We start from the raw sequence: 22,853 nt of genomic DNA, 5'->3' as shown, positions 1-22,853 counted from the left end.
TTCCGACCATGCCGAAACGATTTTCGAGCGTGGTCGGCCGCTCGTTCGATGATGGCGTCCGCGACGTCATCCAGACCACCGGGATGACGCAGCGGCGGATCGCCGAGCTCCTCGACTGGGAGCAGGCCAAGATCTCCGACCTGGTCAACGGCAAGGGCGGGGTCACCGAGGTCGAGCTGGCCATGTTGCTCGGCCTCTGCACGGTGAAGCCGGACGAAGCCCGCCGCCTGCTCGCGCTCTTCAGGGAGACCCGCGAGAAGGGGTTCCTCCAGTTCGTCGAGGGCGGCGTGCTGAGCCCGCTGCGCACCTTGATCGACCAGGAGCGACTGGCCAGCGAGCTGGCCATTTGGTCGTTGACGCTCATCCCCGGCCTCCTGCAGATCCCCGCGTACGTCCACGCTGTGTCCGAGCGCTCCGTCCTGCTGAAAGAGCCGCACGACATCGCGGCGGCCATCATGATGAAGCTCGAGCGGCAGACGGTCTTCCACCGAAGCCGGACGTTCGTGTTCTACATCCACGAACACGCCCTCCGGCTACCGGTCGGTGGCCGCGAAGTGATGAAGGGCCAGCTCCTCCACATCCTGTCGATGGCTGTTCGTCCCTACATCACGATCCGCGTGGTTCCGACCTCCGTCGGCGCGCACGCCGGAGGCGCGGGCTCGTTCGTGCGCCTGGGCTACGAGAAGCTCGAGCCGGTGATCTACGTCGAGGGCGAGAGGACCGGCCTCTTCCTGGAGGACAAGGACAGCGTCACCTACTACGACGAGGTGTTGAAGGCACTCGATCAGTTCGCCTTGGATGCGGAACAATCGAAGGAGCTGATCACCAGCATCGTGTCCTGAGGAGGCGCCGGGATGTTCTCGTGGCGGAAGAGCAGCTACAGCCAGGCTTCGAGCGACTGCGTCGAGATCGGCCGTGGCGTCGGCATCCGCGACAGCAAGGCGCCGACCACGCACCTGCCCGTGTCGGACAAGGCGTGGTCGGCGTTCCTGGCCGACGTGAAGGCTCGCTAGACCATCTCGCCCAGCACCTCGGGGTCGATGAGGATCGGCGCCGGCCGGTACGCGGGCGGCTCGACGCCCATCAGTGCGCGCACCAGGAAGTCCCACGCCTTCGTGCGCACGAACGCCATCCGGTCGAGGTACAGGTGCTCGGCTCCCGGCACGATCACCATCTCGAACTCCTTGCCGGCCGCGATCAACGCGTCCGCCAGGCGCAGCGAGTGGTCAGGGTGCACGGTGTCGTCCAGTTCGCCGTGCACCAGCAAGAGCTTGCCCTGCAACCGGTCCGCGAGCTCGACGTTCGACGCGCGCTCCCAGGCCGACGGGTTGTCGGCGCCGTCGACGTTCTCGGCCCAGCCCAGTCCGATGCACCGGGCGTCGTGCGAGCCGGACAGCGCGACACCGGCCCGGTAGGTCTCCGGGAAGGCGAGCATCGCCCGTCCAGCCGCGAAACCACCGCCGGAGTGGCCCATCACGCCGACCCGCTCCAGGTCCATCCACGGGCGTGACTCGGCCAGCTGGTGCAGTGCGGCGACGTGGTCCTCCAGGTTGCCCGCGTCCGCCAACCGGCCGTACGACGCGTCGAGGAAAGCCTTCGAGCGGCCCGGGGTGCCGCGTCCGTCCAGAGCCACCACCACGAAACCGAGAGCTGCCAACGGTTCCGCGTCGAGGCCCATACCGCCGGGGTCGAAGCACGGATCGACCCTCGTGACCTGCGGGCCGGGATAGACGTTGTCCACCACGGCATAGCTGCCGGACGGGTCGAAGTCGCGCGGCTTGTAGAGCACGCCGTAGATGTCCGTCACGCCGTCGGCTGCTTTGACGCAGAAGCGTTCCGGCGCGGTCCAACCCGTCGCGACCAAACGGCTGATGTCGGCGGTCTCCAGCGAGACCAGCACTTCTCCGTCCCAGGATCGCACGGTCGTCACCGGCGGTGTGTCCACAGTGGATGCCGAGTCGACGAAGTACCCGCCGTTGGGCGACACCGTCACGACGTGGTCCAGCGAGTCGTCCGTGACGATCGCGAACCCGCTGCCGTCCAGCCCGACCCGGCACACGGTGCGCCGATACGGGTCCTCCGCGACCAGGCCGGAGGCGGTGAAGTGCACGACTCCCTCCGCCACGTGCAGGATCTCGCGGACCAGCCACTGGCCGGTCGTGACTTGGCCGAGCAATGCGCCGGTGTGCAGGTCGTAGCGGTAGAGGTGGCCCCAGCCGTCGCGCTGGGAGAACCACAGGACCTCGTCGGCGAGCACCCGGACGAGGGGCGTGCCGTACATGAACTGGTTGGGGCCCATGCGGGTGGAGCCCGTCTCGCTCACCACGACCCGGACCTCGCCGGACGAGGCGTCCATGCGGTTCAGCACGAGGGTGTGCTGGTCACGAGGGCGGGAGAGGAAGTAGACCGCCGTGCTGTCGTCGGACCACCACGCCCAGCCGGCCATGATCGGCGAGAACTCCGGCATGAGCAGCGGCGAGCACTGAGCGAACACCGTCGTGCCCGCCTCCACGTCGAACACGACCAGTTCGGCCAGCGGCATGTCCACGTCGCCGGGGTAGGCGTAGTGCTGGGTGTGCGTGACCGGGGCGCCGCCGCTGGCCGGGCGTGACTCGATCAGGTGCGTCCTGCGGACGCCCCGCTGGTCGGTGCGGTGGGCGAGGACCTTGGACGAGTCCGGAGACCAGGCCAGCGCCGGTGGCATGTGCGGAAGGCCGAACTTCCTCATCAGCGTGCCGTAGCTCATGGCGTCCGGGCCGTAGCCGTACCCGTGGCCCTCGACACCGTCGGACGTGAGCGCCCACTCCTCCTCACCCGAGCGCGCCCACAGGTCGTGGCCCCGGCGGGACACGGCGACCTTGCCGTCCGGGGAGGTCACCTCCAGCGGGTTGCCCGGCGCCGGGACGAACGGCATCGGGTCGAAGTCCGGGGTGCGGGTGCCCGCGGCCGGGTCGACCACGACGAACCGGCGCGAGTCGCCGTCGCGGACCTGGTACCAGAAGCGGCGGCCGTCCTCGATCCACTGTGGACGGACCTTGTCGCCAGCGACGAGCTCGCCGGGGGTCGCCGGGCGGCGGAGGAGTTGTTCTGCGGCTTGGTAGTGGGCGTCGGTGATCACGAGAGCTCCCCAGTGGTGAAGTGTGCGGTCAGAGGCTGCGGGCGGTGATGTCGCCGTACGACGTGGTGGCGCGGATGGTGATCTCGGTCGTGCCGTCGTTGCGCAGCGAGTTGGTGACGCGGCCGTACGCGGTGCCGGCGTCGAGCGAGGCCGAGAGGCCGGAGGCGACGGTGATGTCGCCCTTCTGCGTGGTGATTTCGGCGGAACCGTTGAGGCGCCCGATGGTGACGTCGCCCGCCTGCGTCGAGACGCGGACGTTCGAGGCCTCGTCGATCTTGATGTCGCTCTGCGCGGCCTCGAGGGCGATGTCGCCGAGGCGGCCGACGCCGCGGAACTCGGCGCTGGCGGCCTTCGCGTCGACGCGGGAGCCCGCGGGCAGCTGGACGGTGATCTCGACCGACCCGGAGGAGCCGAGGATCTTGGTGCCGTCCGCGGCCGTGACGCGCAGGACGCCGTCGGCGAAGCCGACCTCGATCTTCTCGGCGGCCTTCACGTCGCGGCTCTGCGAGGCGTTGGCCGGCAGGACCTCGACGGCGGTGTCGGCGCGGTCGGCGGCGATGAACTGGACGCGGCCGGCGGGGATGTCGAGGACGGCGGCGATGGGGGCGGGGGTGGCGAAGGTCTGCATCTCTGGCTCCTGTGACTCGGTGTTTCTGATGAGCGAAAAGCTACGTTGCGTTTCCAGATATCGACAACAACTTCGTTGCGACGAGAATGCATCGCAGCAGTTCAAGGCCTCAAGATCGTTGCAACTGGTTGTAGAGCTAACGCAACGCGTGTTGCAATGAGATGTCGATGAACGCTATGGTTCGCACATGCCAGGAGGTCGACTCACCCAGCAGGAACGCCGCCAGATCGCCCTCGGCCTCGCCGACGGCCTCGCGTACGCGGAGATCGCGAGAAGCCTCGACCGGCCCACCTCGACGATCACGCGTGAGGTGCTGCGCAACGGAGGTCCGGCGGGCTACAAGGCCGACATCGCCCAGCTCACCACCGAACGGCGTGCCCAGCGCCGCAAGCAGGCCACGCCGCGCAGGCAGGCGCCGGAGCGGGCCGACGGACGCGACCCGGAGGCGGTGCGGGAGTTCGAGGAGGTGTTCTCGGGGATCTTCATCGGCCAGGGCCTGCCGAAGATGACGGCGAGGGCGCTCGCGAGCCTCTACGCCACCGACTCCGGCAGCCTGACCGCGTCAGAACTGGTGGGGCACCTGCAGGTCAGCCCGGCGTCGGTCTCGAAAGCCATGGCGTACCTGGAAAGTCAGGGCCTCATCGGCCGCGTGCGCGACGAACGCCGCCGCGAGCGCTACGTCGTCGACGACGGCGACATCTGGTACCAGTCGATGATCGCGAGCGCCGCCGGCACGACGACGCTCGCCGAGGCCGCGCGCCAGGGCGTCAGCAGCCTCGGCCCCGGCACCCCGGCCGCCGTGCGGCTGGAGAACATCGCGCGGTTCCTCGACTTCGTGAGCGAGAGCATCGTGCGCGCGGCCGAACAGGCGCGCGACATCCTGCACTCGAAGCGCTAGTGGCGTGACACAGAACGTTGGCGGCGCATCCGCGCTCAGCAGGGTGCCTCGCGGCGCCGCCCCACGCCCCCGTACGACCAGTACGAGGACTTGCGGGCGACACCACGAGACACCCGTCTGACCACGAATGCACCGGCAACGTTCTGAGCCACACCACTAGACGCGCACCGCCACGGCCACGCCCTGGCCCACACCGACGCACGCCGCCGCGACGCCGATGCCGCCACCCCGAGCCCGCAGGTGGCGGCACAGGTCGATGATCACGCGCGGCATCGAGGCGCCGAGCGGGTGGCCGTAGGCGATCGCGCCGCCGTGGACGTTGACCTTCTCCTTGTCGATCTCGGGAAGGTGGTGCACGACGGACAACGCCATCGCGGCGAACGCCTCGTTGATCTCCCACAGGTCGATCTGCTCGGCGTCGACGTGCAGGCGCTTCAACAGCTTCCGGATCGCCGAGACGGGCGCGACCGTGAACCGGTGCGGTTCCTCGCCGGTGGTCGCGGACCCCAGCACCTCGCCGAGCGGCTCGACACCCAGCTCCGACGCGATCGCTTCGGTGCCGAGCAACGCGGCGAGCGCGCCGTCGTTCAGGGGCGACGCGTTGCCGGCCGTCACCGAGCCGGTCTCCGAGAACGCGGGCTTCAGCTTCGCGAGCTTCTCGGCGCTGGTGTCCGCGCGGACGTTCTCGTCGCGCCGGATCGCCGTCCCGTCCGGAAGCTGCACCGGGAACGCGAAACCCTCGTGCACGCCCGCGTCCCAGGCCGCGGCGGCGCGCCGGTGCGAGCGGAGGGCGAAGTTGTCCATCTGCTCGCGGGTGATCCCGAGCTCGTGGGCCACGTTCTCGGCCGCCAGCCCCAGCGGCACGGTGTAGTGCTTGGGCATGCGGGGGTTCACGAGCCGCCAGCCCAGCGCCGTCGACACGGTCTCCAGGCGGTCCGGGAACGCCTTGTCCGGGCGGGCCGTCACGAACGGCGCGCGCGACATCCCCTCGACACCGCCGGCGACGATCAGGTCGGCGTCCCCGGTGATCAGCGCACGGGCGCCCTGGATGATCGACTCACCGCCCGAGGCGCAGAGCCGGTTCAGCGTCACGCCCGGCACGGAGACCGGCAGCCCTGCCAGCAACGCGGCCATGCGCGCGACGTTGCGGTTGTCCTCGCCGGCGCCGTTCGCGTCACCCAGCAGCACGTCGTCGATGCGCGCCAGGTCGAGCGACGGGTAGCGGCGCAGCAGGTCGACGATGGGCAGCGCCGCGAGGTCGTCCACGCGGATGCCGGAGAGACCTCCCCGGTACTTCCCGAACGGCGTGCGGGCGGCGTCGATGATCAGTGCGCGGGCCATGAGACCCATCTTGGAGCAATCAGGCCTTCAGCAAAAAGGGAACGTAACCCGTTTCGGGATGGACCTCCGAATTGGTGCTGAACGCCTTCACCTCGATGGCGTGAGGCCCGGCGGTCAGCGCGGCCGTGTTCAGGGAGATCCGCCACCGGCCGGCCGCCGCGGGTCCGTCGGCCGTGGTCGGGACGGTCGCGACGTGGGTGCCGTCGAGCCTGATCTCGAACCCGGCCAGGCCCGCCACGGCCGCGTCGAGGGCGTTGACCCGCACCTCCAGGACCACGCGGCCGCGGTTGAAGGCGGCGCCGTTCTCGATGGGCTGACCACTGGCGTCGAGGACCTCGGGGATCGGGTCGGCCAGCGTCGGCTTCGCGTCGACCAGCGGTGTCGCGGTCTCGCGCTGGGTGACGGCCTGCGGCCCGGTCAGCTCGACGTCGGTGTGGGTGATCTGGACGCGCTCCTGCGTGACCAGCTGGACGTTCAGGTTGTCCGTGAACGCCTCCCTGGGCAGGTCGGCGACGGCGGGGTACTCCGCGCCCGGCTTCCACGGCTCACCCTCGACGGCCGGCCTGAGCGGCACCTGGATGCCGTTGACCTTCACGGCGGTGATGGGTTCGCTCTCGCGCGACGGGATCATGGCGATGCGCAGCTGACCTGCGGTGACGTCCGCGAGGGGGTGACTGCTGGCGCTGGCCGTGCCGTCCACGCGCACCTGCGGCGTCGGGCCGGTGCTCGGGGCGTCGGCCTTGGCGGTGCGGTAGCCGATCAGGTCGACGCCGGCGCGGATCCGGTCGCCCGCCAGCGCCGCGACGCCGATCAGCGCCGTCGCCTCGCGCCACTGCGGCAGGAACGGCGAGGTGGCGACGACGTCTCCGTCGCGGACGACCTGGACGCCCGCCGGGGTCAGCACGACCTCCCAGCGCACGGTCACGCCCGGCAGCGCGGCGGGCAGGGGCTTGACCGCCGTGCCGTTCGGGGTGAGCTCGACGATCGAGTTGCCGGAGTTGTCGGTGGAGATCGTGGCGCGGACGGTGTTCGGAGGCGCCGGTTCGCCCTGCACGCTGACCGGGCCGGGCACGAGGTCGAGCAGCAGCTTGCCGCCGGTGCCCGGGGCGTCGGTCTCGACCACGAGCCGGCTCTCGTCGTCGCCGCGGACGAACGGCGTGCGCGACCTCAGCGTCACCGCGCGGGTGCCGCAGCTGCTGCTGATGACCAGGCGGTCGTGGTCGTCCTCGTCGCCCGAGGTGGCGCGGGCGCAGTCGGAGCGCTTGGAGAGCCTCCACCGCTGCTGGTCGGGCTCGGCGGGGGCGTCGAAGCGGTCGACGAACGTGTACGGGGCGTTGTCGGCGCGCGGGGTCGCCTTGGTGCTCGCGGGCTGCGAGCGCTGGCCGAACGAGTCGACCGCGCGGACCTCGATCTTCTGCTCGCGCTCGTTCTCCAGGCCGTTGAGCTGGGTGCCGGGACGCGTGACGAGCCTGACCTCGTCGCCCCACCGCACCTCGTACGCGGGCGCGTCCCCGGTCCAGTTCAGCCGGATCTTGTGGTGACCGGCGCGCGCGACGACGTCGGTGGGCGTCGCCGGACGGCTCGTCGGGCCCGGCACCAGGAGCTGCTCCGCCGCGAACGCCTTGAGCTTCGTCGGCGGCGGGGGTGCCGTGGGCAGGTCGCTCCCGCCGGTGTCGCGCAGCACGATCACGCCCGCCACCAGCGCGAGCCCCGCGACTACGAGGACGACCCGCTTCATAGCGGTCACGCTAGGGCGTTCACCCCAGCTCGAACACGGTTTCCGCGATAACGGGTTCGCCACCGTCCGCCGGAAGGACGCTGAGCTTGAGCTGAGTGAGTGAGCCCGGGTTCAGGTTCCTGGTGTCGAGCCAGAACTCGTGCCTGCCGGGAACGCCGGGGCCCTGCTCGTTCGTGGGCAGCGAGACGATCCGCCGGCCGTCCAGCTCGAGCTCGATGCCGCGGTGGCCGATGTCGTTGAGCTCGGCCGTGACGAGGACGCGTCCCTTGCGGGACAACAGCTGCGGTGGCTTCGCGCCGTCCTCGTGCATGACGTGCAGCCGGGGGCCGCCGGTCTTGATGCCGCCGGGCCGGTCCACGAGCCGGGGGAGCGCGCCGGGGCGGCTCTCGGGCTTGCGGATCACCACGAGCCGCGCCTCCTGGGCCGCGATCCGCCCGGCGTTGAGCGGCACGTCGGTGATGGTGACCTCGTTGCCCTGTCCCGCGCTGACGAGCTTCACCGCGACCACGTCCTGCGGCAGGTCGACGTCCTGGTCGAGCGGGATCACCTCGGTGGGCACGACGCGTTCCGGCACGCCCCCGACACCGAACGCGTCGAGGAACCCGCCGCCGTCGATGCGGACCCGCGGGTGCACCACGCGTTCCCTGATCACGACGGGCTCGTAGGCGACCACGACGCCGTCCCGCAGCGCGACCACGGCATCCGGCAGCACCCGCATCTCCCACCGGTGCCGCACGCCCGCGACGAGCCCGGTCATGGGGGCGTCGCCGAGGGCGATCTGCTTGCCGGTCCGGGGGAGCTCCGGGTCCGCGACGATCCGCGTGCCCTGCGTCGTGATGTCGAGGCTGACCGAGCCCTTGGGCTGCGCGTCGGTCTCCTTGAGGTACTGCCACGGGTCGGGCAGCAGCGTGAGCCGCACGTGGCTCGACTCGACCGCGCCCGCGACGCTGATGATCGCCCGGCCGGTCGCGCCGTCGTTCGCCGGAACGCCGAAGCGGATGGGCGTGTTCGACTGGAACGCGGCCATCGGGCAGTCGACGTCGACGCGCCTGCCCGGCCCGAACGGCCTGAGTCCGAGGCAGTCCGCCTCCGCCTCCACCCGCCACTTGCGCGGGTCGAGCGCCTCCGGGCCGTCGAACTTGTCCGGCTGGCCGACGAGCTGGTCGTCCCACTTGCCGTTGTAGAGGTCCTTGGGCTTGGCGGCGAGCTTGAGCGGCTCGCTGCGCTTGCCGGTGGCGCTGACCGCCCGGATCTCGACCTGCGTCTCCTCGTCCGGGTTCAGGCCCGGCAGTTCGACCTCGGGAGTGGGTACGAGCTGCTCGTTGCCGTTCCAGCGCACCTCGTAGGCGGACGCCGAGCCGTTCCACGCGATCTGCAGCGCGTCCACGTCGAGCGCCTGTGCTCTCGGGTTCGCGGGCCTCATCGGCTCCTGCAACGCGACGACCTCGACGCCGTCCGCGATCTCCTTCTTGAGGGTGTCCGGCGCGTCCCCGCTGCGGAGCGCCACGACGGCGGTCACGACGAGCGCCAGACCACCGAGCCCACCGGCGAGGGTCCGTCGATCCACTCGGAGACCCTACGACGTTTCCGCGCGGGCGGTGCTGCCGTTCAGCCCAACCACACGTCCGCCGCGGGACCCGAGGTTGCGCAGCGCCGCGAGTGCTCCCGGCTTGGTCAGGTCGATCGTGATCGGGGTGCGGCTCGGCTGGTTGACCAGCGCGTTCCTGCCCTCGTGACCGGCCTCGATGGTCTTGGCGAGACCCCCGGTGGACGCCAGCGAGCCGCGTGCCGCGCCGAGCCTGCCGAGCGCGTCGTCGACGGCCGTCAGCAGCGCGTCCCGGTTCCCCTCGCACATCGCCCGCACGAGCTCGGGCCGGCTGCCCGCGACCCTCGTGCCGTCGCCGAAGCTGCCTGCGGCTAGTGCCATGGCCATCGGTCCGCCGTCGGCTCCGACCGCCGCGAGGATCGCCGCCATGATGTGCGGCAGGTGGCTGATCCGCGCCACGGCCTCGTCGTGCTCCTCGGGCGTCGTCGGCACCACGTGCGCCCCGAGGTCGAGCGCGAGCTGGATGACGTCGTTGAGGTGGTCGTCGGCCTCCTCGGGCGTGACGACCCAGGCGGCGTTCTCGAAGAGGCTCGCCGTGCCCGCGTCCCAGCCGCTCCGGCTCGTGCCCGCCATCGGGTGCCCGCCGACGAACCGCGCGTGCGGCGCGTACCGGTGCACCGCGTCGTGCACGGGCCCCTTGACGCTCGTGACGTCCGTGAGCCTCGTGCCCGCGGGGATCTTGCGCAGCAGGTCAGGCAGGCCGGGCAGCGGCACGGCGAGGACGACGAGCGCCTCGCGGCTCCGGCTGAGGGCCTCGTCCACGCTCACGACGTCGAAGCCCTCAGCGCGTGCCTTGTCCGCATCCTCTTTGCTCGCCGTCGCACCCCACACCGTGCGACCGGCAGCCTTGGCGGCTCGCAGCACGGAGCCGCCGATCAGTCCCAGTCCGATCACGCACACGTCTCGCACGGCGCCCATCATTCCGTGCGACGCGTACCTGCAACTACCGGAGGGCGTCCAGCGCGAACGCCGCGTACATCGCGACCCCGTGCTCCATGGCGGCCTCGTCGAACAGCACCCGGTTCGAGTGGTTCGGCGCGGCCTCCTCCAGCTCGACCCCGCGAGGACAGGCCCCGAGGAACGCCAGCGCCCCGGGAACCCGCTGCAGCACGTACGAGAAGTCCTCCGCGCCCATCAGCGGGTCCTGCATGGGCTCGCTCCACGAGGAACCCATCGCCGTCGCCGCCAGGTCCACCACGTGCTGGCCGACGACGTCGTCGTTCACCGTCACCGGGTAGCCGGGCACGATGCTGACCTCGGCGTGACACCCGTAGGCGGCGGCCGTGTGCTTCACGGCCTGCTTGAGCTCCTTGTGCACGAGCGTGCGCGTCTCCTCGGAGAGCGTGCGGATCGTCCCGTCGAGCGTCGCCACCTCGGGGATGATGTTCGTCGTCGTGCCGGCGTTGATCTGCGCCACCGTCACCACGGCGGGCTGGTGCACGCTCACCCGCCGTCCGAGCATCGTCTGGATGGCCCCCACCATCGCCGCGGCCGCCGGCACCGGGTCCAGCGCGTTGTGCGGCATCGCCCCGTGCCCGCCACGGCCCTTCACGTGCACGTGGAACGTGTCCGCGGACGCCATCATCGGACCGGGCCGGCACGTCACCACGCCGGACTTCATGGTCGAGGTGATGTGCAGCGCGAACGCCTTCTCCACGCCGTCGTCGAGCAGGCCTTCCTCGATCATGTACCGGGCGCCGTGGTAGCCCTCCTCGCCCGGCTGGAACATGAACAGCACGCGGCCCTTGAGGGCGTCGCGCCGGTCGGCCAGCAGGCGGGCGGACGAGGCCAGCATCGCCACGTGCGTGTCGTGCCCGCAGGCGTGCATGTTCCCGTCCACTTCGGACGCGAACGGCAGCCCCGTCTCCTCCTGGAGCGGCAGGCCGTCCATGTCGCCGCGCAACAGCACCGTCGGCCCCGGCCGGTCGCCCTCGAGCACCGCCACGACCGACGTCGTCGACTCGCCCTTGGTGACCTCGACCGGCAGCCCCTCCAGCGCGTGCAGGATCGACGCCTGCGTCCTCGGGTTCTGAAGGCCCTGCTCAGGGTGTTTGTGGATCTGACGGCGCAGCGCCACCGTGCGGGGCTGCAGTGCGCGGGCGCCTTCGAGCAATCCGGCGAGACGGGGGTCCGGCGTAGTTGTGCTCATCTACCGATGGTGCCACCACCTCGGCTACCGGGAAGGTCGTCTGGGCCCTACGGTGTGCACATGACACAGCAGGAGCCGGTCAACGGCTTCGCGGTCGCGGTGGTCCGGGAGGACGGCCGCTGGCGGTGCAACCGGATGGACAGCTCCGCGCTGTCGGAGCTGGACGCGGCGATCACGGAGCTGCGCCAACTGAGGTCGACCGGAGCGGTCTTCGGACTCCTCGCCGTCGACGACGAGTTCTTCATCATCCTCCGACCCGTGCCAGGTGGCGTGGCGCTGCTGCTGTCCGACGCGGCAGCCGCCCTCGACTACGACATCGCGGCCGACGTGCTGGACCTGCTCCGCGTCGACCCCCCGGACGAGGAGGACAACGAGCTCTGGCCGGAGGGCGACCTCGGTGTCCTGACCGACCTGGGCATGCCCTCGCACGAGCTCCAGATCATCGTCGACGAGGTCGACCTCTACCCGGACGAGCAGCTCCAGATGATCGCCCAGCGCATCGGCTTCATCGACGAGTTCACGAAGCTGCTCGACACGATCCAGGCGTGATCTCCTCAGAGGACATGGTGCGTGCCGCCCTGAAGGCGGCTTCGGGAGCGGGCGCGGACGTCCCGATCGGCGCCGTCGTCTTCGCCCCGGACGGCACCGTGCTCGCCGAAGCCTGCAACGCCCGTGAGGCGCTGGGCGACCCGACGGCGCACGCCGAGATCCTGGCGTTGCGGGCGGCTGCCGCGCGGTACGGCGACGGCTGGCGGCTCGACGGCTGCACCCTCGCCGTGACGCTGGAACCGTGCACGATGTGCGCCGGCGCTCTCGTCCTCGCCCGTGTCTCGCGCCTCGTCTTCGGCGCGTGGGAGCCCAAGACCGGTGCTGTGGCGTCTCTGTGGGACGTCGTGCGCGACCGGCGGCTCAACCATCGGCCCGAGGTCCAGGGCGGGGTGCTGGAGGCCGAGTGCGCTGACCTGCTCGAACGCTTCTTCCGGACCCAGCGTTAAACCTGGTTCGGCGGCTGTGTATTGTTCTTATCGGTGGCGTGTCCGAGCGGCCGAAGGAGCACGCCTCGAAAGCGTGTGAGGTGAAAGCCTCCGTGGGTTCAAATCCCACCGCCACCGCTGTTGAAGGGCCCCGGAGCGATCCGGGGCCCTTCTTGCGTCTCCAGGTCGTCGCGCCGGAGTCCCGCCTGAGAACTCCCTGTCGGGACGCCTCCACATGTTGATCCTTCAACATCCTTCGAGTACTGCTTGCAGTGGGCGCAGATCGATCTACCTCGAAGGAGCGAAGGATGCGCAACGCGTTGACCCGCACCGTGATCGGCCTCGCATCGGCCGTGGCGCTGGCCGGGGTGGCGGCTGCCCCGGCGTCCGCCGCCGCGGACCCGCAGACCGGGCTGTCGTTCTACGCCCACAAGGAGTTCAAGTTCATCGCGAACTTCCCCCAGCCGGACGACGGGTGCCACCGGGTGCCGGCCGGCGCTGACCTCCTGGTCGGCTGGAGCGGCCTGACGAACGTCCTCGCCTACTCCACGCCGGACTGCAGCGGCCAGGCGTCGTCGCTGGGCACTCTGCGGAGCGTCGACTCCGGCGACGTGTCCTTCCGCACCGAGTAGCGGTTCTTCGGGCGGCGGGCCCGCGCGGGCCCGCCGCCCGTCAGAACTTCACGCGGTCCAGGACGAGCTCCAGCAGCGCGCGGTCCCCGAACACCTCCAGCCCCTCCAGCGACCGGCGCCGGTACACGGCCAGCACGAGGTCGACCACGGGCCCGCGCAACGCGACCGAAGCCTTCGCGTGTCCCTCCGTGACCACGGGCGCCGGACCCGTGAGATCGATCACGAACTCCGCCTCGACGTCCGTCGCGTGCAGGTGCACCGTCCCGGTCCCGGCGAGGACGGCGGTCTCCTCGGGCCACCGCGAGAACGCGTACGGCAGCGCGAGTCCGGTCCACTCGCGGAGCGTGTCCTGGCCGATCTCGGGGTCCAGCGAGAACGGCACGCCCAGGGCGTCGCACACGTCCCACCTGTGGATCACCGTCTCGTGCGTCATCCGGCGCGACCACACGCGCGGGCCCGGGTAGCCGCCCAACGGCGCGATCATCTCGTCCGGGTCGACCTCACGGAGCACCTCCGCGAGAGAGGCCGCGCCCTCGCGCAGCCACGGGATGAGCACCGACGATGACTCACCCACATACGACGACAGGAGTTGCGCGCCGTTGCGGGAGTAGTCGATCTCCGGGAGTCTGTCGCGGAGCATCGAGTCGGCCCAGCGGTGCGCGTGGCCGACGTGGCGCAGCAGCTGGTTGAGCGTCCAGTCCGGTGTCGACGGGACCTGAATGCCCAGGTCAGCGTCGTCCAGGGACGAAACGAGCAGGTCGGTCTGGTTGATGATCTCGGCGCAGCGGCGCTCGTAGCTCGGGATCCCCATGCCCCTGAATGTAGGGACGCCGGCCGGTGCCTGGGAGGGGCCCACTGGCCGGCGTTCCGAAATGGAGCATACACCATGATCGAACACTTGTTCGAGTGATCATTGATGGGCCAACCGGTTAACCGTTAGTAACAACGGCTACCAAAGCTCACTCGATCGGGGAAAGATGCGTCGGTCCGCCGCATCCCCTGGAGGAAGTTTTGAGACCCACCCTGCCCGTCGTCGGGACAGCGGTGGCGGCACTCGTGCTCGCCGCCGTCCCCGCCGTCGCCGCACCCAGCACAGACGCGCTGATCTCCGAGGTCTACGGAGGCGGCGGCAACTCCGGCGCCACGCTGACCCAGGACTTCGTCGAGCTCGCGAACAAGAGCGCCGCGCCCGTCTCCCTCGACGGCTTCAGCGTCCAGTACATCTCCGCGAGCCCCGGCGCGAGCACGCAGTGGGGCGTCACCCCGCTCGCCGGCTCGATCGCGCCCGGCAAGACGTACCTCGTCGCCGAGGCCAAGGGCACCGGCGGCACCGTCGAGCTCCCGGCCCCGGACGCCACGGGCACCATCGCCATGAGCGCCACGAACGGCACCATCGCGCTGGTCAGCGGTACCGCGCCGCTCACGTGCAAGACGGCCGCGGACTGCGCCGCCGAGCCGCGGATCAAGGACCTCGTCGGGTACGGCTCGGCCGTCGTCCGCGAGGGCTCCGCGACGGGCGCCCTGAGCAACACCACCTCGGTCTCGCGCGCCACCGGCCTCGCGGACACCGACGACAACTCCGCCGACTTCACGTCCGGCAACCCCAGCCCGACCAACTCCAAGGGCGAGACCCCGGGCGGCGGCGACCCGGATCCCGACCCGGAGGACCCCACCCCCGGCGACAAGCGCATCCGCGACATCCAGGGCGTCACGCGCATCTCGCCGCTCAACGGCCAGAAGGTCACCAACGTCCCCGGTGTCGTCACCGGCACGCGCGCCTCGGGTGACCGCGGCTTCTGGATCCAGGACACGGCTCCGGACGCCGACCCGCGCACCAGCGAGGGCGTCTTCGTCTACACCGCGGGCACCGCGCCGACCGTCGCGGTCGGCGACAGCGTGCTGGTCAGCGGCACGATCGCGGAGTACCGGCCGGGCGGTGAGACGGGCTCCAACCAGACCCTCACCGAGATCACCGCGCCCGCCACGATCACGGTCTCCAAGGGCAACCCCGTCCCGGCGCCGGTCGTCGTGAAGAACGTCCCGGCCGCCTACCTGCCCGCTCCGGGCGGCAGCATCGAGCAGCTCCCGCTGGAGCCCGCGAAGTACGGCCTCGACTACTTCGAGTCGCTCGAGGGCACGCTCGTGCAGGTCGACGACGCCCGCGTCGTGGGCCCGAGCAACACGTTCGGCGAGGTCTGGGTGACGGTCAACCCCGACCAGAACAAGAACCTGCGCGGCGGCACCACGTACCCGAGCTACGACCAGCAGAACAGCGGTCGCCTGAAGATCAAGACCGCCGGCACGCTGCCCGCCGCGAATGTCGGTGACGTCTTCTCCGGTGCGACCGTGGGTGCGATGGAGTACACGAACTTCGGCGGCTACACGCTGGCGGCGCTGAACCTGGGCACGCACGCGTCGTCCAACCTGCAGCGCGAGATCACGGCGCAGCAGAAGGAGTCCGAGCTCTCGGTCGCGACCTACAACGTCGAGAACCTCGACCCGTCCGACCCGCAGGACAAGTTCGACCGTCTCGCGGACGGCGTCACGACCAACCTCCGCAGCCCCGACGTCGTTGTGCTGGAGGAGATCCAGGACAACAACGGTGCGACCAACGACGGTGTCGTCGCGGCGGACCAGACGCTGCAGAAGTTCTCCGACGCGATCGTCGCCAAGGGCGGCCCGCGCTACCAGTGGCGTCAGATCGACCCGGAGAACCTCAAGGACGGCGGCGAGCCCGGCGGCAACATCCGCGTCGGCTTCTTCTTCAACCCGCAGCGGGTGTCCTTCGTGGACCGTCCGGGCGGCGACTTCAAGACGCCCGTCCAGGTCGTGAAGAAGAACGGCCGCGCCGCGCTGTCCGTGTCACCGGGCCGGATCGACCCGCTGAACGACGCGTGGGCCAGCAGCCGCAAGCCGCTCGCCGGTGAGTTCAAGTTCCGCGGCCGCACGGTCTTCGTCGTCGCGAACCACTTCAACTCCAAGGGCGGCGACGAGGCCATCCACGGCCGCAACCAGCCGCCGAACCGGACGTCCGAGGTGCAGCGGGGCAAGCAGGCCGCGTCGCTGAAGGCGTTCACGGAGCAGATCCGCGCGGTCGACAAGGGCGCCAACGTGGTGCTCGCGGGCGACCTGAACGACTACCAGTTCTCGCCCGCGCTCAAGACGCTGACCGGTGACGGCAACCTCAAGGCGCTGATCGAGTCGCTGCCCGCCACCGAGCGGTACAGCTACGTCTTCGAGGGCAACTCGCAGACGCTCGACCACCTCGTGATGAGCAAGAACATCACGCGCTTCAGCTACGACGTCGTCCACATCAACGCCGAGTTCGCCGACCAGGCGAGCGACCACGACCCGCAGATCGTCCGCGCCCGCCCGTCCACGGGTGACGCGAACGTCGACCGGATCGTGTTCGCTCTGGAAGACCTGATCGACTGCCTCAAGAAGTGATCGCCGACCTCTGCCGCCGCGTCATTCTCCGGACGCGGCGGCAGAGGCCGCGGCACTCACACCCGCCTGGATCGCCTCCACCGCACGGCGAACGGCATCGCCCGCCCAGTTGCCCCTGGCGATCTCCTTGGCCCGCTTCTTCATCTCGCGGTCGTCGCCCTCGAACACCTTGTGCACCGCCTTCACCGCGTAGAGCAGCGTGATCAACGACCCGGTGCGGGCGTCCGCGCCCCGATAGCCGTGCACGACCTCGCCGACCGCCTTCCGCAGCTGGGTGTCCGCGGCCTCGTCGACGATCGGATAGCTCTTCGCCGGGAAGATCCCGAGCACCTTCCGCGGCTCGACCCGGATCAGCGCGTGGTCCTGCAGCTGCCTGATCACGTTGTCCCACAACCGCTTGCGGATCTGCACGACAGCCGACTGCGGCCTCAGCGGCTTGGTGAGCCTGCCGAGCGCCTCGTGCAGCACCGGGTCGTTCGGCGGCGACGGGTCGACGACCTGCAGCTTCTTGCCGTTGGGTTCGAACGCGATGTGCCCCGAGTTCACCAGTTCGAGCAGCACGGCACCGCAGAGCGCGTTCTCGGCCGCCGACGAGCTGACGTGCAGCCGTCCGGTCCGCGGGTCGACGAACAGCAGCATCAGGTCCCTGTGCAGCATCAGCTGGAACCTCCTCCCGAGGAGGTCGCCGCCGTCGACGCCACGACAGCCGCCATGACCGCGACCTGAACGGCCTCCAGCGCCTTCTTCACGGCGTCACCCGCCCAGCTGCCGGCGGAGATCTGCTTGGCGCGCGCGTTCATCTCGCGCTTGTCGCCCTTGAAGACCCTGTGGAGCCCCTTCACCGCGTACAGCAAGGAGATCAGCGCGCCCGTGCGGTCGTCCGGCCCCGCATACCCCAGCGCGACGTTGCCGACGCGGTCGCGGATCTCGCTGAACGCCTTGTGGTCCTGGATCGCGTAGCGCTTCGTGGGGAAGAGGCCGAGCACCTTCGACTTCTCGACCGTCAGCACGCCACGGCCCTCAAGCTGCGCCATCACGTTGTCCCGCACGTGGTTGCGAAGCTGCTCCACCGCGCGTTGCGGCTTCATGGGCTTGTTGATGCGCGACAACGACTCCTGCAGGAACTCGCTGCGCAACGGCGTCGGGTCGACGACCGCGAGCTTCTTGCCGTCCGGCTCGAACGCGACCCGCCCGGAGTTGACCAGTTCCAGCAGCACGGCCCCGGCCAGGGCGTTCTGGGCCGACGTCGAGTCCAGCAGCACGCGGCCGGTCTCCTCGTCGATGAGCAGCAGCATCAGGTCTTCGGGGAGCATGGAACCACGGTAGTAGCTCATCGCCGTCTCCTCGGGAGGATCCGCCAGAAGCGGCCGCCGCCCCGGCAGCCGCACCAGGTCTTCGGGCAGCACGTACCCAGAACGCGCGAAAGGCGCCGAACGTTGAACGTTCGGCGCCCTTTTCCGCGAGCGGAGGATACGGGATTTGAACCCGTGAGGGGGTGAACCCAACACGATTTCCAGTCGTGCGCACTAGGCCGCTATGCGAATCCTCCGTGGAGTACCTTACCGGACGGGTGTTCCGGGGCCCAAAACGGGGGTCGCCGGAAAAAGTTCGGAGGCCGTGTCGATCTGGCGGAGGCCCGCTCGTCGTGATCCCGTAGGACCGGACCGAGGAGGGCAGTCGTGAAGTACATGCTGTTGATCTACGCGGCCTCTGACCAGCAGGCCAGCTGCACGGTCGAGGACTGGATCGCGTACGAGAAGGAGATGAAGGACGCGGGCGTCCTGGTCTCCGGGCACTCGCTGGCGGACCTCGTCACCGCCACCACCGTCCAGGTCGGACAGGACGGGAGGCGCACCGTCACCGACGGGCCGTTCGCCGAGACCAGGGAGGTGCTGGGCGGCTACGACGTCATCGACGTGCCCGACCTCGACGCCGCCCTGGAATGGGCCGCGAAGTGTCCCGGCTCGCGCGACGGCGGTGCCGTCGTGGTGAGGCCGATCGCCGAGTTCGACTTCTGAGCGCATGAACGTCGAGCAGGTGTTCCGGGAGGAGCGCGGCAGGCTGCTCGCGACGCTGGTCAAGCGCTTCGGCGACCTCGACCTGGCCGAGGAGGTCACCTCCGACGCCATCGAGGCGGCGCTGAAGCACTGGCCGGTGGACGGGGTGCCGGACCGGCCCGGCGCGTGGTTGCTCACGACCGCGCGCCGCAAGGCCGTCGACCGGTTGCGCCGCGACCAGGTGCACGCGGCCCGGCTGGCGTTGCTGCAGGTGGAGGTCGATCGCGCGGACCCGCCGGCCGCGGACGGGCTGCCGGACGAGCGGCTGGAGCTGTTCTTCACGTGCGCGCATCCCGCGCTGGCCGAGGAGGACAGGGGAGCGCTGGTCCTGCGGTGCCTGGCGGGCTTCACGACGCCCGAGGTCGCGCGGGCCTACCTGGTGCCCGTCACGACGATGCAGCAGCGGATCGTGCGCGCGAAGAAGAAGATCAAGGGAGCGCGCATCCCGTTCCGCGTCCCCGACGAGCACGAGCTCCCGGAACGCCTGCCCGGCGTGCTGCAGGCCGTCTACTCGATCTTCACCGAGGGCTACGCGGCCCAACGCGCCGAACTGGTCGACGAGGCCGTCCGGCTCGCGAGGATCCTGCAGAAGCTGTTGCCGGATCGCGAGGTCACCGGGTTGCTGGCGTTGATGCTGCTGATCCACGCGCGTCGTGACGCCCGCGGTGAGCTGCTGGAGGACCAGGACCGCACGCTCTGGGACCGCGACATGATCGACGAGGGCAGCGCACTGGCCGAGCGCGCGCTCACGGGCGGGCACGGTCCGTACGGCGTGCAGGCGGCGATCAACGCGTTGCACGACGAGGCACCGGACTTCGACAGCACCGACTGGCCGCAGATCGTGGCGCTCTACGACGTGCTGAACCAGCTCACGCCGTCGCCCGTCGTCGCCCTGAACAGGGCCGCCGCGATCGCCATGCGCGACGGCGCGCAGACGGGCCTGGAACTGCTCGACGCGCTGGCCGGCGAGCCGAGGCTGCGCGACTACCACCCGTACCGGGCGGCCCGCGCCGACCTGCTGCACCGCCTGGGCCGCGACGCCGAGGCAGCCCAGGCCTACCGCGAGGCCATCGCGCTCGCGGGCACCGAATCCGAACAGGACTTCCTGCGCCGCAGGCTGACCGCCGTCGAGGGGCGATCATGATCATGCAATGGCTGGAGGCCGAACGCCTGGGCGTCGCCGACCTCCTCGAAGACCTCACCGACGACGAGTGGAAGCGCGACACCCTCTGCGCCGGGTGGACGATGCAGACGATGGCCGCCCACCTGACCACGTCCACCCGCACGGGATGGTGCGACGTGCTCACCGGCGTCGTGAAGGCGCGCTTCGACTGGGAGCGCATGGAGGACGAGAAGGCCCGCGCGATCGCGGCGAGGTTCACCCGGTCGGAGTTGATCGCGCAGATCCGCGAGACCGCCGCCTCGCCGAAGCGCGCGCCGATGGCCGCCCCGATCGACCCGCTGGTCGACTTCCTCGTCCACGGCCAGGACGTCGCCCGCCCGCTGGGCCGCGTCCGCGAGATGCCGCCCGAACCGGCCGAGGCGGCCCTCGCACATGTGATGAAGAGCCCGTTCTGGGGCGCTCGCAAGCGTTTCCGGGACACCGGAATCCCCGACCTTCCGGCCCCTGACCTGCTGATGATCGCTACCGGCCGCAAGTTGTCCCCAGGTGGGGACAACTCTGTGGGCAACTCGAACACACGTTCGATCTAGATCGTTCGCTACACTTGCGTCGGACCTCGTGCGGCACACATCTCGCGAACCTCCCCAGGGCCGGAAGGCAGCAAGGATAAGCGGGCTCTGGTGGGTGCACGGGGTCCCCTTTTTGTGTCGGGGTCCACCGGTACTGTCTGCGGCGTGGCGCTCGCTCTGTATCGCAAGTACCGTCCGGCCACGTTCTCCGAGGTCGTTGGCCAGGAGCACGTGACCGACCCGCTGCGCGTCGCTTTGTCGGCAGGCCGGGTGAACCACGCCTATCTGTTCAGCGGCCCGCGAGGCTGCGGCAAGACGTCGTCGGCCCGCATCCTCGCCCGTTCGCTCAACTGCGCGAAGGGCCCGACCCCCGACCCGTGCGGCGAGTGCAACAGCTGCATCGGCCTGGCCCCGAACGGCACCGGCAGCGTCGACGTCGTGGAACTGGACGCGGCCTCGCACGGCGGCGTGGAAGACGCCCGCGAACTCCGCGACAAGGCCTTCTACGCCCCGGCTGAAGCCAAGTACCGCGTCTTCATCATCGACGAGGCGCACATGGTCACCACGCAGGGCTTCAACGCCCTGCTGAAGATCGTCGAAGAGCCGCCGGACCACCTGATCTTCATCTTCGCCACGACCGAGCCGGACAAGGTCCTCCCGACCATCCGCTCGCGCACGCACCACTACCCGTTCCGCCTCATCCCGCCCGGCGTGATGCGCTCCCTGCTGGAACGCAACTGCGCCGCGGAAGGCGTCTCGGTGGAACCGGCGGTCTTCCCGCTGGTGATCCGCGCGGGCGGCGGCTCGGCCCGTGACACCCAGTCCGTCATGGACCAGCTCCTCTCCGGCGCGGGCCCGGACGGCGTGAAGTACGAGCGGGCCATCACGCTCCTCGGCGTCACCGACTCGGCCCTGATCAACGACGTGGTCGACGGCCTCTCCACGGGCGACGGCGCCGCCGTCTACAGCACGATCGACCGCCTGGTGGACGCGGGCCACGACCCCCGCCGCTTCGCCTCGGACCTGCTCGACCGCCTCCGCGACCTGGTCCTGCTCTGCGCGGTCCCGGACGCCGCGGACCGCAACCTGGTCAGCGCCCCAGAAGACGAACTGGCCACCATGGCGGCCCAGGCAGAACGAATCGGCCCAGCAGCCCTGACCCGCTACGCCGAGATCGTCCACCAGGGCCTGGTGGACATGCGCGGGGCCACAGCCCCCCGCCTGCTCCTCGAACTGCTCGTCTCCCGGATGCTGCTCCCGTCGGCAAGCCAGTCGGAAGCCGCCCTGCTCCAACGCCTGGAACAGCTGGAACGCCGCCCCCCAGCGGCAATCGCGGCCCCGTCAGGCGACCAGCCGGCAGCAGCAGCCGCGCCGGCCGGAGGCCCGGTCTTCACCAGAAGGTCGCAGCAACCAGCAGAACCCGCACCAGCCACCCCGGAGCCGCCCCGAGCGGCCCCGGTGGCGGCAGCGCCTCAGCCCGCAGCCACTCCGGCTCCGGCACCGACCCCGGCCCCCGCAACGGTCCCGGTCCAGCCCGAGCCGGTGGCCCAGGCCGCCGCCCCGGTGGCACCCGCAGCAACGCCCCAGCCCGCGCCCGCCGCCGCAACGCCCGCGCCCACCCCGGCCACCACCGGCGTCACGCCCGCAGGCGGTATGGACGCGACCGCGGTCCGCAGGATCTGGTCGGAACTGCTGGCAGCGGTCAGGGCGACCAGCCGAAGCACCGAGGCGATGCTGACCAACGCCACAGTCGGCGAGGTGGACGGCAACGTGGTGACGATCACCCACACCTCGGCCCCACTGGCCCGCCGCCTGGCAGAACCGCGCAACACCGAGGCCATCGCCGCCGCGCTGTCCTCAGTGCTGGGCGGCACGTGGCAGGTCCGCTGCACCCACGGCACCCCAGGCGCCGCAACACAGGCAGCAACCCCGGCCAAGGCGGCCCGCCCAGCCCCGACCCGCCCGAGCCAGGCCCAGAACCAACAGTCCCGCCCACAACCAGAACCACAACAGAGCCAAGCACCACGCCCACCGGCAGACGACGTCCCACCCCCGCCGGAGCCCCCCGAGCCCGACGACCCCCACCCGCCGGAACCGGACGACGAAGAGGCGATGCTGGCCGAGGCGGCCCGCCCGGCAGACCCGGACAGGGTGAACGAGGCACAGGCAAAGGACCCGGAGTCGGTGATGCTCCAACTGCTGGCAGACGAACTGGGCGCCCGCCCCCTGAAGAAGGCCTAGGGCAGTCCCCGAAGAAGGCCGAACGCAACCCGCCCTGGAGAAGGACCCAGGGCAACCCGCCCTGAAGAAAGCCCCAGGGCAACCGGCCCCTGAGAAGACCGAACGCAACCGGCCCCTGAGAAGGCTCAAAGCAAGCTGGCGCAAGGGTCCCCTTGGCACAAGGACCCCCCGCGACCCAACGTACTCAGAGGGTCTGACAGTCCAGCGATGCCGAAGGCGAGCCGTCTTTAGCAGACGCTCTGGGCGGTGGGGTCCCATCACGAGTCGCGCCACAGCTCTTGCTGCATCAGAGAAGGGGTGTCAAACCGCCACGCTTTTCGGCGGTTTGACAC

General features: G+C 70.4%; 21 protein-coding genes, 2 tRNA genes and 1 other RNA gene. 13 read left to right on the top strand and 11 right to left on the bottom strand.

What is annotated here, in order from left to right; translation table 11 throughout:
* The first annotated feature begins 8 nt into the window (after nucleotides 1–8).
* Complete coding sequence (locus ACWF7A_RS10450) at nucleotides 9–842, top strand: Scr1 family TA system antitoxin-like transcriptional regulator (RefSeq protein ID WP_452250181.1); 834 nt, start codon at nucleotides 9–11, stop codon at nucleotides 840–842.
* Nucleotides 843–854: 12 nt separating this feature from the next.
* Entirely contained in the window at nucleotides 855–1,013 is a 159-nt protein-coding gene (locus ACWF7A_RS10445; protein WP_452250180.1) for a DUF397 domain-containing protein, read from the top strand.
* Here the strand turns inward: ACWF7A_RS10445 and ACWF7A_RS10440 are convergent.
* On the bottom strand, nucleotides 1,010–3,118 hold the full coding sequence (locus ACWF7A_RS10440; protein WP_452250179.1) for a prolyl oligopeptidase family serine peptidase: 2,109 nt from the start codon (nucleotides 3,116–3,118) through the stop codon (nucleotides 1,010–1,012). The genes ACWF7A_RS10445 and ACWF7A_RS10440 overlap by 4 nt on opposite strands.
* A 28-nt stretch (nucleotides 3,119–3,146) precedes the next feature.
* Nucleotides 3,147–3,746 (bottom strand): DUF4097 family beta strand repeat-containing protein, encoded by a 600-nt coding sequence (locus ACWF7A_RS10435; protein WP_452250178.1) that lies wholly within the window; start codon nucleotides 3,744–3,746, stop codon nucleotides 3,147–3,149.
* A 187-nt stretch (nucleotides 3,747–3,933) separates the two neighbouring features.
* Here ACWF7A_RS10435 and ACWF7A_RS10430 point away from each other — a divergent pair, with 187 nt between their 5' ends.
* Nucleotides 3,934–4,644 carry a helix-turn-helix domain-containing protein gene (locus tag ACWF7A_RS10430; RefSeq protein WP_452250177.1) on the top strand — a complete coding sequence of 237 codons (711 nt, stop codon included), beginning with the start codon at nucleotides 3,934–3,936 and terminating at the stop codon, nucleotides 4,642–4,644.
* Between the two features lie 156 nt (nucleotides 4,645–4,800).
* On the opposite strand, the gene ACWF7A_RS10425 is transcribed toward ACWF7A_RS10430, so the two are convergent.
* From ACWF7A_RS10425 to ACWF7A_RS10405, 5 genes are read right to left on the bottom strand one after another with little or no spacing between them, the layout of a single operon-like run.
* Entirely contained in the window at nucleotides 4,801–5,985 is a 1,185-nt protein-coding gene (locus ACWF7A_RS10425) for a thiolase family protein (RefSeq protein ID WP_452250176.1), read from the bottom strand.
* A gap of 19 nt (nucleotides 5,986–6,004) precedes the next feature.
* The gene (locus tag ACWF7A_RS10420) at nucleotides 6,005–7,723 is read right to left on the bottom strand and encodes a hypothetical protein (protein WP_452250175.1); all 1,719 of its coding nucleotides are present in this window, start codon (nucleotides 7,721–7,723) and stop codon (nucleotides 6,005–6,007) included.
* Between the two features lie 19 nt (nucleotides 7,724–7,742).
* Nucleotides 7,743–9,290, bottom strand: coding sequence for a hypothetical protein (locus ACWF7A_RS10415; RefSeq protein ID WP_452250174.1), 1,548 nt, complete (start codon nucleotides 9,288–9,290; stop codon nucleotides 7,743–7,745).
* A 9-nt stretch (nucleotides 9,291–9,299) separates the two neighbouring features.
* Entirely contained in the window at nucleotides 9,300–10,247 is a 948-nt protein-coding gene (locus ACWF7A_RS10410; protein ID WP_452250173.1) for a prephenate dehydrogenase, read from the bottom strand.
* A gap of 25 nt (nucleotides 10,248–10,272) precedes the next feature.
* Nucleotides 10,273–11,478: a M20 metallopeptidase family protein gene (locus ACWF7A_RS10405; protein ID WP_452250172.1), complete on the bottom strand. Its 1,206-nt coding sequence runs from the start codon at nucleotides 11,476–11,478 to the stop codon at nucleotides 10,273–10,275.
* Nucleotides 11,479–11,538: 60 nt separating this feature from the next.
* Here ACWF7A_RS10405 and ACWF7A_RS10400 point away from each other — a divergent pair, with 60 nt between their 5' ends.
* From ACWF7A_RS10400 to ACWF7A_RS10385, 4 genes are all read left to right on the top strand, one after another.
* Nucleotides 11,539–12,027 carry a tRNA adenosine deaminase-associated protein gene (locus ACWF7A_RS10400; RefSeq protein WP_191302384.1) on the top strand — a complete coding sequence of 163 codons (489 nt, stop codon included), beginning with the start codon at nucleotides 11,539–11,541 and terminating at the stop codon, nucleotides 12,025–12,027.
* A gap of 14 nt (nucleotides 12,028–12,041) precedes the next feature.
* Nucleotides 12,042–12,473, top strand: coding sequence for a nucleoside deaminase (locus ACWF7A_RS10395; protein ID WP_452250651.1), 432 nt, complete (start codon nucleotides 12,042–12,044; stop codon nucleotides 12,471–12,473).
* A 32-nt stretch (nucleotides 12,474–12,505) separates the two neighbouring features.
* Nucleotides 12,506–12,590 (top strand) — tRNA-Ser (locus tag ACWF7A_RS10390).
* Nucleotides 12,591–12,760: 170 nt separating this feature from the next.
* Nucleotides 12,761–13,084: a hypothetical protein gene (locus tag ACWF7A_RS10385; RefSeq protein WP_452250171.1), complete on the top strand. Its 324-nt coding sequence runs from the start codon at nucleotides 12,761–12,763 to the stop codon at nucleotides 13,082–13,084.
* A 40-nt stretch (nucleotides 13,085–13,124) separates the two neighbouring features.
* Here the strand turns inward: ACWF7A_RS10385 and ACWF7A_RS10380 are convergent, their stop codons facing one another.
* Entirely contained in the window at nucleotides 13,125–13,895 is a 771-nt protein-coding gene (locus ACWF7A_RS10380; protein ID WP_452250170.1) for a maleylpyruvate isomerase family mycothiol-dependent enzyme, read from the bottom strand.
* Nucleotides 13,896–14,095: 200 nt separating this feature from the next.
* On the opposite strand from ACWF7A_RS10380, the gene ACWF7A_RS10375 reads away from it, so the two are divergent.
* Nucleotides 14,096–16,531, top strand: coding sequence for an endonuclease/exonuclease/phosphatase family protein (locus tag ACWF7A_RS10375; protein WP_452250169.1), 2,436 nt, complete (start codon nucleotides 14,096–14,098; stop codon nucleotides 16,529–16,531).
* A gap of 21 nt (nucleotides 16,532–16,552) precedes the next feature.
* Here the strand turns inward: ACWF7A_RS10375 and ACWF7A_RS10370 are convergent, their stop codons facing one another.
* The 3 genes from ACWF7A_RS10370 to ACWF7A_RS10360 all read right to left on the bottom strand — a co-directional run bounded on the left by ACWF7A_RS10370 (nucleotide 16,553) and on the right by ACWF7A_RS10360 (nucleotide 18,080).
* The gene (locus ACWF7A_RS10370) at nucleotides 16,553–17,188 is read right to left on the bottom strand and encodes a GOLPH3/VPS74 family protein (RefSeq protein ID WP_452250168.1); all 636 of its coding nucleotides are present in this window, start codon (nucleotides 17,186–17,188) and stop codon (nucleotides 16,553–16,555) included.
* Nucleotides 17,188–17,865 (bottom strand): GOLPH3/VPS74 family protein, encoded by a 678-nt coding sequence (locus tag ACWF7A_RS10365; protein ID WP_452250167.1) that lies wholly within the window; start codon nucleotides 17,863–17,865, stop codon nucleotides 17,188–17,190. The genes ACWF7A_RS10370 and ACWF7A_RS10365 overlap by 1 nt, the downstream gene beginning before the upstream one ends.
* Before the next feature lie 130 nt (nucleotides 17,866–17,995).
* Nucleotides 17,996–18,080, bottom strand: a tRNA-Ser gene (locus tag ACWF7A_RS10360).
* A gap of 130 nt (nucleotides 18,081–18,210) precedes the next feature.
* Between ACWF7A_RS10360 and ACWF7A_RS10355 the strand changes: the two genes are divergently transcribed.
* From ACWF7A_RS10355 to ACWF7A_RS10335, 5 genes are all read left to right on the top strand, one after another.
* Nucleotides 18,211–18,549, top strand: coding sequence for a YciI family protein (locus tag ACWF7A_RS10355; protein ID WP_319967365.1), 339 nt, complete (start codon nucleotides 18,211–18,213; stop codon nucleotides 18,547–18,549).
* A gap of 4 nt (nucleotides 18,550–18,553) precedes the next feature.
* Nucleotides 18,554–19,732 (top strand): RNA polymerase sigma factor, encoded by a 1,179-nt coding sequence (locus ACWF7A_RS10350; protein ID WP_452250166.1) that lies wholly within the window; start codon nucleotides 18,554–18,556, stop codon nucleotides 19,730–19,732.
* The gene (locus ACWF7A_RS10345) at nucleotides 19,729–20,301 is read left to right on the top strand and encodes a maleylpyruvate isomerase family mycothiol-dependent enzyme (RefSeq protein ID WP_452250165.1); all 573 of its coding nucleotides are present in this window, start codon (nucleotides 19,729–19,731) and stop codon (nucleotides 20,299–20,301) included. Before ACWF7A_RS10350 ends, ACWF7A_RS10345 begins: the two co-directional genes overlap by 4 nt.
* 17 nt (nucleotides 20,302–20,318) lie before the next feature.
* An RNA gene (gene ffs / locus ACWF7A_RS10340) (signal recognition particle sRNA small type) lies at nucleotides 20,319–20,415 on the top strand.
* A 30-nt stretch (nucleotides 20,416–20,445) separates the two neighbouring features.
* Nucleotides 20,446–22,521: a DNA polymerase III subunit gamma and tau gene (locus ACWF7A_RS10335; protein WP_452250164.1), complete on the top strand. Its 2,076-nt coding sequence runs from the start codon at nucleotides 20,446–20,448 to the stop codon at nucleotides 22,519–22,521.
* Nucleotides 22,522–22,853 lie beyond the last annotated feature (332 nt).

Source organism: Lentzea sp. NPDC055074 (assembly GCF_053608005.1).
Note: the sequence above shows the minus strand (reverse complement) of the source record. Positions and strands in the feature narration are given on the sequence as shown.